The 14,365-nt window shown below is 68.7% G+C and carries 13 protein-coding genes and 2 tRNA genes; 11 read left to right on the top strand and 4 right to left on the bottom strand.

What is annotated here, in order from left to right; genetic code table 11:
- Nucleotides 1-2: 2 nt before the first annotated feature.
- On the top strand, nucleotides 3-956 hold the full coding sequence (locus tag BJQ94_RS10545; protein ID WP_265400324.1) for an oxidoreductase: 954 nt from the start codon (nucleotides 3-5) through the stop codon (nucleotides 954-956).
- 164 nt (nucleotides 957-1,120) lie between these two features.
- On the opposite strand, the gene BJQ94_RS10540 is transcribed toward BJQ94_RS10545, so the two are convergent.
- Nucleotides 1,121-1,194: transfer RNA gene (locus tag BJQ94_RS10540), tRNA-Gly, on the bottom strand.
- A 230-nt stretch (nucleotides 1,195-1,424) separates the two neighbouring features.
- Here BJQ94_RS10540 and BJQ94_RS10535 point away from each other — a divergent pair.
- From BJQ94_RS10535 to BJQ94_RS10505, 7 genes are all read left to right on the top strand, one after another.
- Nucleotides 1,425-1,501 (top strand) — tRNA-Pro (locus BJQ94_RS10535).
- A gap of 41 nt (nucleotides 1,502-1,542) precedes the next feature.
- Nucleotides 1,543-2,928, top strand: coding sequence for a trigger factor (gene tig, locus BJQ94_RS10530; RefSeq protein ID WP_265400325.1), 1,386 nt, complete (start codon nucleotides 1,543-1,545; stop codon nucleotides 2,926-2,928).
- A 180-nt stretch (nucleotides 2,929-3,108) separates the two neighbouring features.
- On the top strand, nucleotides 3,109-3,708 hold the full coding sequence (locus tag BJQ94_RS10525; protein ID WP_130178823.1) for an ATP-dependent Clp protease proteolytic subunit: 600 nt from the start codon (nucleotides 3,109-3,111) through the stop codon (nucleotides 3,706-3,708).
- 12 nt (nucleotides 3,709-3,720) lie between these two features.
- Complete coding sequence (locus BJQ94_RS10520) at nucleotides 3,721-4,392, top strand: ATP-dependent Clp protease proteolytic subunit (protein ID WP_275875468.1); 672 nt, start codon at nucleotides 3,721-3,723, stop codon at nucleotides 4,390-4,392.
- Between the two features lie 178 nt (nucleotides 4,393-4,570).
- Nucleotides 4,571-5,851, top strand: a complete 1,281-nt coding sequence (gene clpX, locus BJQ94_RS10515; protein ID WP_265400326.1) for an ATP-dependent Clp protease ATP-binding subunit ClpX — start codon at nucleotides 4,571-4,573, stop codon at nucleotides 5,849-5,851.
- A 238-nt stretch (nucleotides 5,852-6,089) separates the two neighbouring features.
- Nucleotides 6,090-6,764: a GntR family transcriptional regulator gene (locus tag BJQ94_RS10510; protein ID WP_265400327.1), complete on the top strand. Its 675-nt coding sequence runs from the start codon at nucleotides 6,090-6,092 to the stop codon at nucleotides 6,762-6,764.
- A 66-nt stretch (nucleotides 6,765-6,830) separates the two neighbouring features.
- Nucleotides 6,831-7,853, top strand: coding sequence for a 1-aminocyclopropane-1-carboxylate deaminase (locus BJQ94_RS10505; RefSeq protein WP_265400328.1), 1,023 nt, complete (start codon nucleotides 6,831-6,833; stop codon nucleotides 7,851-7,853).
- A 168-nt stretch (nucleotides 7,854-8,021) separates the two neighbouring features.
- Here the strand turns inward: BJQ94_RS10505 and BJQ94_RS10500 are convergent, their stop codons facing one another.
- Nucleotides 8,022-10,067 (bottom strand): M3 family metallopeptidase, encoded by a 2,046-nt coding sequence (locus BJQ94_RS10500; RefSeq protein ID WP_265398732.1) that lies wholly within the window; start codon nucleotides 10,065-10,067, stop codon nucleotides 8,022-8,024.
- A 71-nt stretch (nucleotides 10,068-10,138) separates the two neighbouring features.
- On the opposite strand from BJQ94_RS10500, the gene BJQ94_RS10495 reads away from it, so the two are divergent.
- From BJQ94_RS10495 to BJQ94_RS10485, 3 genes are read left to right on the top strand one after another with little or no spacing between them, the layout of a single operon-like run.
- Nucleotides 10,139-10,984: a methyltransferase domain-containing protein gene (locus BJQ94_RS10495; protein WP_265398733.1), complete on the top strand. Its 846-nt coding sequence runs from the start codon at nucleotides 10,139-10,141 to the stop codon at nucleotides 10,982-10,984.
- Between the two features lie 24 nt (nucleotides 10,985-11,008).
- Nucleotides 11,009-12,454 (top strand): AMP-binding protein, encoded by a 1,446-nt coding sequence (locus tag BJQ94_RS10490; protein WP_265398734.1) that lies wholly within the window; start codon nucleotides 11,009-11,011, stop codon nucleotides 12,452-12,454.
- Nucleotides 12,435-13,631 (top strand): thiolase family protein, encoded by a 1,197-nt coding sequence (locus BJQ94_RS10485; RefSeq protein WP_265398735.1) that lies wholly within the window; start codon nucleotides 12,435-12,437, stop codon nucleotides 13,629-13,631. The genes BJQ94_RS10490 and BJQ94_RS10485 overlap by 20 nt, the downstream gene beginning before the upstream one ends.
- A gap of 12 nt (nucleotides 13,632-13,643) precedes the next feature.
- On the opposite strand, the gene BJQ94_RS10480 is transcribed toward BJQ94_RS10485, so the two are convergent.
- Nucleotides 13,644-13,910: a hypothetical protein gene (locus BJQ94_RS10480; protein WP_265398736.1), complete on the bottom strand. Its 267-nt coding sequence runs from the start codon at nucleotides 13,908-13,910 to the stop codon at nucleotides 13,644-13,646.
- Between the two features lie 2 nt (nucleotides 13,911-13,912).
- A complete protein-coding gene (locus tag BJQ94_RS10475; protein ID WP_265398737.1) occupies nucleotides 13,913-14,359 on the bottom strand; it encodes a GNAT family N-acetyltransferase in 447 nt (148 codons plus the stop codon).
- Nucleotides 14,360-14,365 lie beyond the last annotated feature (6 nt).

Raw genomic sequence — 14,365 nt, 5'->3', positions numbered from 1 at the left:
TCATGGAACCGAAACTCGGCTACGGCTGGACCGAAGACAAGATCCCCGACCTCACCGGCACCACCGCGATCGTGACAGGCGCCAACTCCGGCCTCGGCTTCGTGACCGCGGCGCAGCTCGCCGCGCACGGCGCAGCCGTCACACTGGCCGTACGCGACGCCGCCAAGGGTGCCGCCGCCGTCGAGCGGATGCGTCCGCGCCTGCCGGACGCCGAGCTCACGGTGCGGGTGCTCGACCTGGCCAGTCTCGACTCCATCGCCGCGTTCGCCGAGGAGTTCACGGCCGGCACGGGCCGCCTCGACCTGCTCGTGAACAACGCCGGCGTGATGAACCTGCCCCAGCGCCGCACGGCGGACGGCTTCGAGATGCAGTTCGGTACCAACCACCTGGGCCATTTCGCTCTCTCCGGGCGCCTGCTGCCGCTGCTTCTGGCCAGCCCGGATGCGCGCGTCGTGACGCTGTCGTCCACGGTGCACCGCATCGGCAAGATGGACTTCGACGACCTGATGGGCGCCAGGCGGTACAGGGCCTGGCCGGCGTACGGGCAGAGCAAGCTCGCGAACCTGCTGTTCACCAGTGAGTTGCAGCGCAGGGCGGCGGCGGCGAAAGTGTCGCTGCGGGCGATGGCGGCGCATCCGGGATTCGCTCTCACCAACCTGCAGACCGCCGGACCGGCCATGCGCGGCGCCGACAGCAGCACGCGGCGCAGCCGGCTGGTCGCCACCCTCACGCGCGAATTCGCGCAGCCGGCGGTGTGGGGCGCATTGCCGACGCTCTACGCGGCCACGGTGCCCGGCCTGGCCGGCAACTCGTTCGTGGGCCCGGAGGGATTCGGCCAGCAGCACGGGCATCCGGTGCCGGTGACGCGCTCCAAGCGCGCACAGAACACCGAGGATGCCCGCCGGCTCTGGGCCGAGAGCGAACGCCTCACCGGCGTCAGCTACGCCTTCGCCTAACCGCGGTTGGACCTCGGTCGCACCGAGACGTTGATCGAGCTTGTCGAGATCCCGCGACCCTGCCTACGTTGTGCGGGCACGTCGGGAGGTCTCGACAAGCTCGACCAGCGGGGTGGTGGCGTCCCGCAGGCACGCCGGAGAACATGTGGCTTGAGCGGGTGATATGGAGGGGATGACGGGAATCGAACCCGCGCCATCAGTTTGGAAAACTGAGGCTCTACCATTGAGCTACATCCCCATGTGCCACGCGTAGCGGCACTCGAATATCGTAGTACAGGTTTCGGGGAAGCTTTTCCCGCTGCGCCGGACGTGGCCAGGACGCGACCAGGGAGACACCCAGGAACGCGCCCGGAATACACACAGGGACGCCCCAGGCTTCAGCTCGTGCACTAGACTGACGGAGGTCAATCCGCCTGTCGCGTGAGTCTGCGCGCCAAGTTGGTGGCCCCAACGGGTTGAGATGACATCCGGGGCGTAGCTCAGCTTGGTAGAGCGCTCGGTTTGGGACCGAGAGGTCGCAGGTTCGAATCCTGTCGCCCCGACCATCACCCCCCTGCACATCTGTCAGAACACAGGAGATCTTAACGTGAAGTCCACGGTCGAAAAGCTGAGCCCCACGCGCGCCAAGGTCACCATCTCGGTGACCCCGGAAGAGCTGAAGCCCAGCATCACCCACGCCTACGGGCACATCGCTGAGGACATCAACATCCCCGGCTTCCGCAAGGGCAAGGTTCCGCCGCCCATCATCGACCAGCGCGTCGGCAAGTCCGCCGTGCTGGAGCACGCCGTCAACGAGAGCCTCGACGGTTTCTACCGCAAGGCCGTCGACGAGCACAAGCTGCGCCCGCTCGGCCGCCCGGAGGCCGACATCGTCGAATGGCCCAGCGACAAGGACTTCTCCGGAGACCTGCTGCTGGCCATCGAGGTCGACGTGCGTCCCGAGATCGACCTGCCCGCCTACGAGGGCCTCAAGCTCACCGTCGACGCCGTGGACATCTCCGATGACGAGGTCACCGAAGAGCTCAACACGCTGCGCAGCCGCTTCGGCACGCTGATCACCGTCGACCGCCCCGCCACCACCGGTGACTTCGCGCAGATCGACCTGGTCGCATCCGTCAACGGTGTCGAGGTCGACAACGCCAGCGGCATCTCCTACGAGGTCGGCTCCGGCGACCTCATCGAGGGCATCGACGAAGCCCTCGAGTCCCTCACCGCCGGTGAGACCACCACCTTCGAGTCGAAGCTGCTCGGCGGCGACCACGAGGGCGAGACCGCTGAGATCACCGTCACCGTCATCGCCGTCAAGGAGCGCGAGCTTCCCACCGCCGATGATGACTTCGCGCAGATCGCCAGCGAGTTCGACACCATCGCGGAGCTCACCGAGAGCCTCAAGGTCCAGGTCGGCCGCTCCAAGGTCTTCGGCCAGGGCAACCAGGCTCGCGAACTGCTCATCGAGCAGCTGCTCTCCTCCGTCGAGGTCCCCATCCCCGAAGCGATCATCGCCGACGAGGTGCACCGTCACCTCGAGGGCGAGAACCGCCTCGAAGACGAGACCCACCGCGCCGAGGTCACCGAGGCCAGCGAGAAGACCTTCCGTCAGCAGATCCTGCTCGACACCATCGCCGAGGCCGAGAAGGTCAAGGTCAGCCAGGACGAGCTCACCCAGTACCTGATCCAGGGTGCCTCGCAGTACGGCATGGACCCGAGCGAGTTCGTTCAGGCGCTGTCCGGTAACGGCCAGATCCCGTCCATGGTCGCCGAGGTAGCCCGCAACAAGGCCCTCGCGATCGCCCTGGGCAAGGCCGAGGTCACCGACTCCAACGGCGCCGCCGTCGACCTGTCCGAGTTCACGGCCGTCGTCGACGACGAGCCGGCCGCGGATGAGGCCGCCGAGGCGCCCGCCGAGGACGCAGCCGAGGAGGCTCCGGCCGCCGAGGCCAAGCCGAAGAAGAAGGCCGCAGCAAAGAAGTAGCACCGCCGCCCGCAGGGGTGCGCTGAGAACGGGTCGGTTGTCTTCGGACATCCGGCCCGTTTCGTGTATGCCGCGTTCTGCCCCGCCCGGCCGGTGAATCTGCCGAGGGCGAACAGAGACGTTTGCGCGCGTTAGACCCTATAGATTCATTCTGAAGCGACAAGCGAAACGGAGCGCGACATGGCCGAAATGGCACCTACACCCGGCGTTTTTGACAGACTGCTGGCCGACCGCATCATCTGGCTCGGCTCAGAGGTGCGCGACGACAACGCCAACGAGATCTGTGCCAAGATCCTGCTGCTGGCAGCAGAGGACTCGCAGCGGGACATCTTCCTCTACATCAACTCACCCGGTGGCTCGATCACGGCCGGCATGGCGATCTACGACACCATGAAGTTCGTGCCGAACGACATCGTCACCGTGGGAATCGGACTGGCGGCCTCGATGGGCCAGTTCCTGCTCTCCTCCGGCACCAAGGGCAAGCGCTACATCACCCCGAACGCGCGTGTGCTCCTGCACCAGCCGTCCGGTGGATTCGGCGGCACCGCGGCCGACATCCAGACCCAGGCCAAGGTCATCCTCGACATGAAGAAGCGGATGGCCGAGCTCACCGCCGAGCAGACCGGCAAGTCGGTCGAGCAGATCCTCATCGACAACGACCGTGACAACTGGTTCACCGCCCAGGAGGCCTTGGCCTACGGTTTTGTCGACCACCTGCGCGAATTCGCGTCGGAAGTGGTCGGCGGCGGCGGTACCGACGACTCAGTGAACAAGAAGTAGGACGGGCAGACAATGGAATTCACAAACTTCGGCCACCAGGCCGGCGGGATGGCACCGCAGGCTCCGCAGTCGCGCTACATCCTCCCCACCTTCGAGGAGCGCACCGCCTACGGCTACAAGCGCCAGGACCCGTACGCCAAGTTGTTCGAGGACCGCATCATCTTCCTCGGCGTGCAGGTCGACGACGCATCAGCCGATGACGTCATGGCCCAGCTCCTCGTGCTCGAGAGCCAGGACCCCGACCGCGACATCGTGATGTACATCAACTCGCCCGGTGGCTCGTTCACCGCGATGACGGCGATCTACGACACCATGCAGTACATCCGTCCGCACATCCAGACGGTCTGCCTGGGTCAGGCGGCATCCGCCGCTGCCGTGCTGCTGGCCGGTGGCACCCCCGGCAAGCGCCTCGCGCTGCCGAACGCCCGCATCCTCATCCACCAGCCCTCCGCGGGCGGCCAGGGTGGCGGCCAGGCGTCCGACATCGAGATCCAGGCAGCCGAGATCCAGCGGATGCGCGAATGGCTCGAAGAGACCCTCGCCGGTCACTCCAACCGCACCAAGGAGCAGGTCCACAAGGACATCGACCGCGACAAGATCCTCGGCGCCCCCGAGGCCCTCGAGTACGGCCTGATCGACCAGATCCTGACCAGCCGCAAAAACGTGCCGACGCTCGTCAAGTAACTCGTCACGTAACACGTCACGTCCCACCCGCTCCGGGCCCCGCCCGGAGTCCGATGGCTGCGAAACGGCGTGCCGCCCCACCGGCGGCGCGCCGTTTCGCTTTGTTCCGCGGGTGCACCTATCTGTCACACGCACAAGCTAGGCTCGATTCAGCGTCATTGATGGAGGAGGCTCACGGATGGCACGAATAGGCGAGAGCGCCGACCTGTTGAAGTGTTCTTTCTGCGGAAAGAGCCAGAAGCAGGTTCAGCAGCTCATTGCCGGACCCGGCGTGTACATCTGTGATGAATGCGTCGAGCTCTGCAACGAGATCATCGAAGAACGCCTGGCCGAGGCCGGCGCCGAAGAAGCCGGCAGCGAGTTCGAGCTGCCCAAGCCCCGGGAGATCTTCGGATTCCTCGAGGAATACGTCATCGGACAGGAAGCCGCCAAGCGCTCCCTCGCCGTTGCCGTCTACAACCACTACAAGCGCGTGCGGTCCCGCGCCACCCTCACCGCCGCGGACGCGATCCACGACGATGTCGAGATCGCCAAGTCCAACATCCTGCTGATCGGCCCCACCGGCTGTGGCAAGACCTACCTCGCGCAAACCCTGGCGAAGCGGCTCAACGTGCCGTTCGCTGTGGCGGATGCGACGGCTCTCACCGAGGCCGGCTACGTCGGTGAAGACGTGGAGAACATCCTCCTCAAGCTCATCCAGGCCGCGGACTATGACGTCAAGCGCGCCGAGACCGGCATCATCTACATCGACGAGATCGACAAGATCGCCCGCAAGGCCGAGAACCCGTCGATCACCCGCGACGTCTCGGGGGAGGGTGTGCAGCAGGCACTCCTGAAGATCCTCGAGGGCACCGTCGCCTCCGTGCCACCGCAGGGTGGGCGCAAGCATCCGCACCAGGAATTCATCCAGATCGACACCACCAACGTGCTGTTCATCGTGGCGGGCGCGTTCGCCGGTCTCGACGACATCATTTCCCAGCGTGCGGGCAAGAAGGGCATCGGTTTCGGCGCCCCGCTGCACACCAAGGGTGACGACATCAACCTCTTCAGCGAGGTGCTGCCGGAGGACCTGCACAAGTTCGGGTTGATCCCGGAGTTCATCGGCCGGTTGCCCGTGGTGACCACGGTCACCCAGCTCGACCAGGTGGCGCTCATGCAGATTCTCACCGTGCCCAAGAACGCCCTGGTGCGCCAGTACCAGCGCATGTTCGAACTCGACGGTGTGGAGCTCGACTTCGAGCAGCCGGCGCTGGAGGCCATCGCCGACCTCGCCGTGTTGCGCAAGACCGGCGCCCGCGGGCTGCGCGCCATCATGGAGGAGGTGCTCGGGCCGATCATGTTCGAGGTGCCGTCCGCCACGGATGTCGCCCGCGTCGTGGTCACTCGGGAGTCCGTTCTCGAGAACGCGGCCCCCACCATCGTGCTGCACTCGTCGCGCCGCGAGGAGAAGTCGGCCTAAGCCGACCCCTCCCTGTCCCGTCAGACCGCCCCCGCCTCCTCGGCGGGGGCGTTTCTGCGTTCCACCCCTGCCGTCTCGCGCCCCACCCGGCGTCGGTCTGGCGCCGACTGTTCCCATTCCGGACACATGCGCCCGGTGCGCCGGCACCACTTGTCCGCACCGGGAACAGTTGCAGCGGGCGGGGGTCCGGGCGCGTTCGGGTTGACAGAAGGCTCCTCGGGGATATGTAATATATTGCATGCCGGTTCCCGTTCCTGATGCCACCCATCGCCCCGCCTCGCTGCGCGACTACGCCTACGACGCCCTCCGCACGGCCATCGTCGACGGCACCCTGGCGCCGGGGGAGAAGCTGCGGGACGCCGAGCTGGAGTCCTGGCTCGGCGTGAGCCGCACGCCGATCCGTGAGGCCATAACGCGGCTGGAGGCGGCGGGGTTGGTGCGCACCGAACGAGCCCGCCAGACCATCGTGGCGCCCCTGGATGAGCGTGCGGCGATGAACGCCCAGGCCATTGCGGCGTCGCTGCACGAGCTGGCCGCGCGCGAGGCCGTCGCCCAGCTCACGGCCGCCGACCTCGCTCTCATGACGGCCGCCAACGAACGGTTCCGGCTGGCCCTGGCGGCGAACGACGTCGACGCCGCCATCACCGCGGATGACGACTTCCACGGTGTCGCCGTGCGGGCCAGTGCCAACGAGCTGCTGCCCGCGCTGCTCGAGCAGGTCACCCCCACGTTGAGGCGCCTCGAGCGGGCCCGGTTCTCCTCCCTGGCGGGTCGGGCATCCGTGGCCGACCATGAGCGCATCATCCGCCTGTGCGCGGACGGGCTGGCCATCGAGGCCGGAGCCGCCGTTCGGGAGAACTGGCTCACCCTGGGCCGGATGCTCGCCACGGCCGCCGAGCACCACGCCGACTGACCTTCCCACTGCACCGCCCACCCACACCGCTCACCCCACACCGCTCACCCCACAACAAAGGACCCCATGGCACTGCGCGATTTCCCCCGTCACCCGCTCACCTTCGGCCCGAGCCCGATCCACCCGCTGGACCGGCTGAGCGCCCACCTCGGCGGCGCCCGCATCTGGGCCAAGCGCGAAGACGTCAACAGCGGTCTCGCCTTCGGCGGCAACAAGACCCGCAAGCTCGAGTACCTCATTCCGGAGGCCCTCGCCCAGGGCGCCGACACCCTGGTGTCGATCGGCGGCATCCAGTCCAACCACACCCGGCAGGTCGCCGCGGTCGCCGCGCACCTGGGCCTCAAGGCCGTGCTCGTGCAGGAACAGTGGGTGGACTGGCCCGACAGCGTGAACGACAGGGTCGGCAACATCCTGCTGTCCCGCCTCACGGGAGCGGATGTGCGCATCTCCTCCGACGGCTTCGGTATCGGGTTCAAGGACTCCTGGACGCAGGCCATCGCCGACGTCGAGGCCGCCGGCGGCACGCCGTACCCGATCCCGGCCGGCGCCTCTGACCACCGCCTCGGGGGGCTGGGTTTCGCCAACTGGGCGCACGAGGTCGCCGCGCAGGAGGCCGAGCTCGGTGTGTTCTTCGACACCATCGTCGTGTGCAGCGTCACGGGCTCCACGCACGCCGGCATGATCGCCGGGTTCGCCGACCTGGAGACGAACTTCGGGGGCGCCAAGCGCCGGGTGATCGGCATCGACGCATCGGCCAAGATCGAGGCGACCCGCGACCAGGTCGCCCGTATCGCCCGCAACACCGCGGAACTGATCGGTGTGGGCCGTGCCATCGCCGACGAGGAGATCACGGTGCTGGAGGGCTGGGCCGGCGACTTCTACGGCATCCCCGTCGAGTCGACGAACGATGCCATCCGGCTCACCGCGAGCCTGGAGGGCGTGATCATCGACCCCGTCTACGAGGGCAAGTCGATGGCCGGACTGATCGACCTGGTCACGAGCGGCGACATTGGCCCCGACAGCAACGTGCTCTACGCCCACCTGGGCGGCCAGCCGGCCATCAACGCCTACAGCGCGCTCTACCACTGAGCCGCCGCGCCGCAGCTGCGACGCTCCGCAGCCACGCTCCCACCGGCCAACTGTTACCGTTCCGGACAAGTGCGCCCGGTGTGCCGGGCGCATTTGTCCGCACGGGGAACAGTTGCTGGGAGCGAGTGGGGCGGGCGGCGGGCGGCGGGCGACGCGGGCGGCGGGCGGCTAGTTGAGGCCGCGGCGGTCGAGGAGGGGCTGGATGTGCGCGTCGCGACCGCGGAAGTCGCGGTAGGCGGCCAGGGGGTCGCCGCTGCCGCCCACGCCCAGGAGCCGGGCGCGGAACCTGTCGCCGTTGGCCCGGGTGAGGCCGCCGTTCTCGGTGAACCAGGCCACGGTGTCCGCGTCGAGCACCTCGCTCCAGATATACGAGTAGTAGCCGGCGTCGTAGCCGCCGGAGAAGGTGTGCGCGAAGTAGGTGCTGGCATACCGGGTGGGCACCGCCGGGTTGTCCAGGCCCACGGCGGCCAGCGCGTCGGCCTCGAACCCGGCCACATCCGTGACGGTGTCGTCGGCGCCGATGCGGTGCCAGGCCTGGTCCAGCAGCGCGGCGGCGAGGTACTCGCTGGTGGCGAAGCCCTCGTTGAAGGTGGCAGATTCGCGGATGCGGTCGACGAGTTCCTGGGGCATCGCCTCGCCGGTGCGGTAGTGCCTGGCATAGTTCTCCAGCACCTCCGGCCAGAGCATCCACATCTCGTTGACCTGACTGGGGAACTCGACGAAGTCGCGGTAGACATTGGTGCCGGCGAACCGCGGATAGGTGACCTGGGCGAACAGGCCGTGCAGGGCGTGGCCGAATTCGTGGAAGAGGGTGTTCACCTCGTCGAAGCTGAGCAGGGTGGGAGAGCCGGCGGCCGGCTTGGACACGTTGAGGTTGTTGGTGACGATGGTCGGGGTGCCCAGCAGGCTGGACTGCGAGACGAGGGAGTTCATCCAGGCGCCGCCGCGCTTGGAGTCGCGGGTGTAGAAGTCCGCGATGTACAGGCCGACGGGGCTGCCGTCCTCGTCCGCGACCTCGAACACCCGCGCCTCCGGATTCCAGGCCGTCAGGTCCGGCCGCTCGGTGAACGTGACACCGTAGAGCCGGGTGGCGGCGAAGAAGACGCCGTCGTGCAGAACCCGCTCCAGTTCGAAGTACGGACGCATGCCGCTTGTGTCCACGTCGAACGTCGCCTGACGCACCTTCTCGGTGTAGAACGCCCAGTCCCAGGCAGCGAGGTCGAAGTCGCCGCCGGAGTCGCGCACCGCCGCCTGCAGCGCCTGCTGTTCGGCCTCTGCGTTCCGCGCCGCCGCGGGGGCGAGCCGGCCGAGCATGTCGGCGACGGCCTCGGGGGACTTCGCGGTCTCGTCCGCCGTGACGTAGGCGGCGTGGCTATCAAAGCCGAGCAGGCGGGCCCTCTGGGCGCGCAGCCGGGTGATCTCGAGCACCAGGTCGCGGTTGTCGTGCTCGCCGCCACGGATGCCGCGGGACCGCGACGCCGTGAGCAGGCGTTCCCGCACCGCCCGATTGCTCAGCGACGCGAGGTACGGGTGGCTGGTGGGCAGCACCAGGGTGATGACGTACTTGTCGGTGAGCCCGCGCTCCCTGGCGGCCTCGGCCGCGGCCGAGATCTCGCCGTCGCCGAGACCGTCGAGATCGGCGACGTCGTCGATCACGACAGCGAGGTCGTTGGTGTCGGCGAGCAGGTTCTTCTCGAACCGCGTGGTGAGGGTGGACAGGCGCATGTTCAGGTCGCGCAGGGTGTCCTTGTCGGCGTCGGACAGTGCTGCTCCGGCGAGGGTGTACTCGGTGTAGTACCGCTCGAGCAGGTAGGCGGTCTCGGGGTCGAGACCGAGAGCGTCTCTGCGGTCATAGAGGGCGGCGATGCGCGCGTACAGGGCCTGGTCGAGACGGATGGCGTCGGTGTGGGCCGCGAGCAGGGGCGCGAGCTCCTCTTCGAGGGCGGTGCCGAACTCCGAGGAATCGGACGAGCTCAGCGAGAAGAACACCGTCGCCACGCGTGTGAGCACCTGGCCGCTCCGCTCGAGGGCCACGAGGGTATTCTCGATGGTCGGTTCGGCCGGATCCGCGGTGATGGCGGCGATTTCGGCGAGTTGCTCGGCCATGCCGGCGTCGAACGCCGGGCGGTAGTGCTCGTCGCGAATCTCGGCGAACGGCGGCAGCTGGTACGGCAGGGTGCTGGGAGCGAGGAACGGATTCGAGGAGTCGGCCATCGACCCAGCCTAGTGTCGGGCCCGGTGCGTGTGCCGGTGCGGTGCGCGGCACACCGTCGTAGGATCTGGCCATGAACGACACCCCCGACCGGCAGGAGACCGCGCCGCGTGACCTGCCCCCGCTCGGGCACGAGCACCCGCAGCACGAGCACCTGCAGCGAGTGCTCACCTGGCGCACCGTGGCGAATTCGGCGGCGTACCTGGTGCCATACCTGAAGCCGGGACTCACCCTGCTCGATGTGATGTGCGGTCCGGGCACCGTGACGGTGGACCTTGCCCGCAGGCTCGCGCCCGGCCGGGTGTACGGGCTGGACGCGTCGGCCACCGCGGTGGAGCAAGCGGCCGGTCTCGCCTTCGACGAGGGTGTGGGCAACGCGAGCTTCGTGGTGGGCGATGTGTACGCCCTGCCGGTGGCCGACGCATCCGTCGACATCGTGCACGCTCACCAGGTGCTGCAACTCGTCGATGATCCCGTGGCGGCGGTGCGGGAGATGCGTCGGGTTCTGAAGCCAGGCGGCATCCTCGCTGCTCGCGATGCAGACTATGGGGCAGCCGCCTGGTACCCGAAGCTGCCGGCCTTGGCGGCATGGATGGCGGTGTACCGCGCGCTGCACAGCGCAAGCGGCGGCGACCCAGACGCCGGTCGCGCGCTCAAGGCCTGGGCGAGGCAGGCTGGATTCGCCGAGGTGACCAGCAGCGCCTCGATCTGGTGTTTCGCTTCGGCGGCGGAACGGGAATGGTGGGGAGAGTCCTGGGCGCAACGCGCCACCGAGGCGGACTTCGCGGCCAGGGCCATCGAGGCCGGAGTGGCACGGTTGGCGGACCTGCACGAGATCAGTGCCGCCTGGCGGCAGTGGGCGCTGGATCCCGACGGCTGGTTCGTTCTGGCACACGGCGAGATCATCGCCGTGCGGTAGCACCGTGCGGTAGAAAGGGTAGCGATGCCCATTCTCTCCGCGGTTCAGCACAGGGCCGAGACCCACCCACTGCAGCTCGCCGTGCAGATCGGCGACGATCAGCTCAGCTATGCCCAGCTGCGTAATGCGGTGCTGAAGCGGCTCAGCGGCACACCGCTGGGCAGATCCCGCCCGGCCGGCCCCGCTGTCGTCAGCCAGCCCAATGGCCTCGAGTTCGTTGTGCAGTTCCTCGCCGGTGTCGCCGGCGGCGGCAGCGTCGCCGTACTCGATCCGGGGTGGCCAGCGGAGCAGCAGGCCGAGGTGACGGCCCGGCTCAGCAGGCTCGGCACCGCGCCCGCTTCCACGGTCCCGGAGACCGTCCTGACCGACGGGCCGCCGGAGTCCACTTTCCTCTACGGCTTCACGTCGGGCACGACAGCGCTGCCCAAGGCGTTCCGGCGCACCCGGCGCTCCTGGCAGCAGTCGTTCTCGCGAAGCGCCGAGGTGCTCGGCCTCACCCGGCACGACAGCACCCTCGCGCCCGGACCGCTCAGCGCCAGCCTGAATCTCTATGCCCTGGCCGAATCCCTCCACGTCGGGGCGACCTTTCACGCGCTGCCGAGTTTTGACGTGGCGTCGGCGCTCGACTGCATCGAGAACCACGGCATCACCCGGCTGGTGGCCGTGCCGGCCGTGCTGCGGATGCTGGCCCAGCGCGGGTTGGCGGCGAACCGGCTGTGCCAGGGGGTCACCGGCATCGTCAGCGGGGGCGCCAAGCTCGACCGTGACACCACCCGGCTGCTGCAGCGGTGGGCACCCGCCGCGACCCTGTTCACCTACTACGGCGCTGCAGAGCTCGGATTCGTGTCCGTCACGGCGCTGGCCCCCGGCCAGGTGCCGGAGCCCACCGAAACGGCCGTTGGGCTGCCCTTTCCCGGGGTGCGAATCCGGATCGTCGACCAGGATGACGAACCTGTCGCACCCGGGGCGGCCGGAATCATCCAGGTCGCAAGCGGCCTGGTCTGCGACGGCTACCTCTGGGACGACGACGGGACGGCCTTCCACCGCCGCGGCGCCTGGTGCACCGTGGGCGACCACGGCTTCCTCGACGGGGCGGGTGTGCTGCACCACCTGGGTCGCAGCCACGACATGATCGTGAGCGCGGGCAGCAACGTCTACCCGCAGGAAGTGGAGGCGGCCCTGCAGTCGGCGCCGGGAGTGCGAGCCGCCGTGGTGACTGGTCTGCCCGACGGGAGCCGCGGCTCCCGGGTGGTCGCCGCTGTGCTCGCTGACGCCGACCTGCTCGCCGGGACCGACCTGGACGCCGCGGGCCTGCGCGCCGTGTGCAGCGCGGCGCTGGCGGCTCCGAAACGGCCACACGACTACTACAGGTTGAGCGAACTGCCCCTCACGGCGGCCGGCAAAGTCAGCCGCAGCGTCCTCGGCCGCTGGATCAAACAGGGAGACCCACGTGTCGTTCGAATCCGCTGACCGGGAGCCGGTGATCCTGCTCGGCCGACGCACCGCCTTCGCCCGCCGTCACGGCGCCCTGCGCACCGTCACCCAGGACAACCTGTTGGCGCCGGTGCTCGCCGCCGTGGTGGCCGCAGTGTTGTCCGACACCGGGCTCCCGGCGGTGAGGGTGGATGACGTGATCATCGGCAACGCTGTCGGTGGCGGCGGCAATGTGGCCCGCCTGGCCCTGCTGACTGCGGGCCTGCCGGTCACGGTGCCCGGGCAGACCATCGACCGCCAGTGTGGGTCGGGGCTCGAGGCCATCGTGCTGGCCTGCCGGCTCGTTCAGGCCGGTGCCGGCAGCCTCTACCTCGCCGGTGGGGTCGACAGCACCAGCACGGCACCGCTCCGCGCCCATCGCCTCAGCTCCACGGCCGACGCGCCGGACTTCTACGACCGGGTGCGCTTCGCCCCGGACGACCTGGGAGACCCGGACATGGGCGTCGCCGCCGACACCGTCGCGGCTGTCTACGGCATCACCCGGGCACGCCAGGATGCCTTCGCCCTGCGCAGTCATCAACTCGCCGTGGCCGCGAGAGCGGCAGGTGCCTTCGAGGAGGAGATCGTGGCCGTGCAGACGCCGGCCGGGCCGTTCGCCGTGGACTCCGGTCCGCGCCCGGGGCTGGAGGAGAGCTTGCTGGCTCGCTTCCAGGCCGCGTTCACTCCGGCTGGATCCGTCACCGCCGGCAACTCCTGCGCTGACGCCGATGGTGCGGTGGTGGTTGTGGTGACGAGCCGGGCCCAGGCTGACGCCTGGGGGGCATCCGGATACCTGAGCTTCGTCGATGCGGTGCCGGCGGGCGTCGACCCCACGCTACTGGGCGTGGGCGGGGCAGCGGCCGGGCAGGCGCTCTTCGCCCGCACCGGGCTGTCGGCCGGCGACGTGGACCGGGTGGAGTTCACGGAGGCGTTCGCCGCCCAGGTGTTGGCCTCGCTTGACCTGATGGGCCTGCCGGCGGACCTGGCCAACCAGCAGGGCGGGGCGCTGGCCCTCGGGCACCCTTACGGCGCCTCCGGGGCGATGCTGGTGCTGCGGCTCCTGCAGCAGGCGCGCACCGGCTCGTCACCGGGGGAGCTCTGCCTGAGCGCTCTCAGCATCGCGGGTGGTCTCGGCCTGGCCGCGCTCTGGCGGTGGGAAACGCCGAAGCGCTGACCGCGTGCCAGGTCAGATCCAGTCGTCCTCGTCGTCCATGACCACGGCGGGCTGCGTGATGGTGGCGCTGTCTTCCTTCGGATCGAACCGGATGACGGTGCCGTCGTCGAGTTCGATGACCGGGTTGCCCTCCAACCAGGTGAGGGTCCAGCGCCAGCCGCTGGTGTCGTCGGGCAGAGCGGCGAGGTCACCCTCCACGGCCTGCAGGGCGATGACGACAACTTCGGGCAAGCTGGTCGGCGGCGTGGCGCCGAGGGACCAGCGGGTTCCGAGCTGCATGGTTAGACCTCTGCCTCGTAGGTGACCCAGCTGGTGCGGGCGCCGACCTCGTCGTAGAGCTTCTGAGCGGTCTCGTTGTCGGCGGCGGTGATCCACTGCAGCTGACGGTAGTTGTGCGCCTTGGCATAGTCCTTGGCGAAGTCCAGCAGGGCCCGGCCGACGCCGGCGTCGCGGGCATCCGGTGCCACAAACAGGTCGTCGATGAAGAGCCCGACATCGCCGCTCAGGGTACGCGGGAACGGGCGGTAGAGCGTGAACCCGACGAAGTCACCGTTGTCGGCCACGGCGACCGCACCGTCGAGGTCGTGGTTCTTGTCGATGATCCAGCTCCACACCCGCAGCGCCTTCTCGTCGGTGAGATCGCTCTTGTAGAACTCGCTATAGCCCTCGAAGAGACCCAGCCAGGGGAAGAAATCCTTGTCGCCCAGCGGGCGGACCTGTACAGACATGCGGTT

The organism is Cryobacterium sp. SO2 (assembly GCF_026151165.2).
Classification (GTDB): domain Bacteria; phylum Actinomycetota; class Actinomycetes; order Actinomycetales; family Microbacteriaceae; genus Cryobacterium.
Note: the sequence above shows the minus strand (reverse complement) of the source record. Positions and strands in the feature narration are given on the sequence as shown.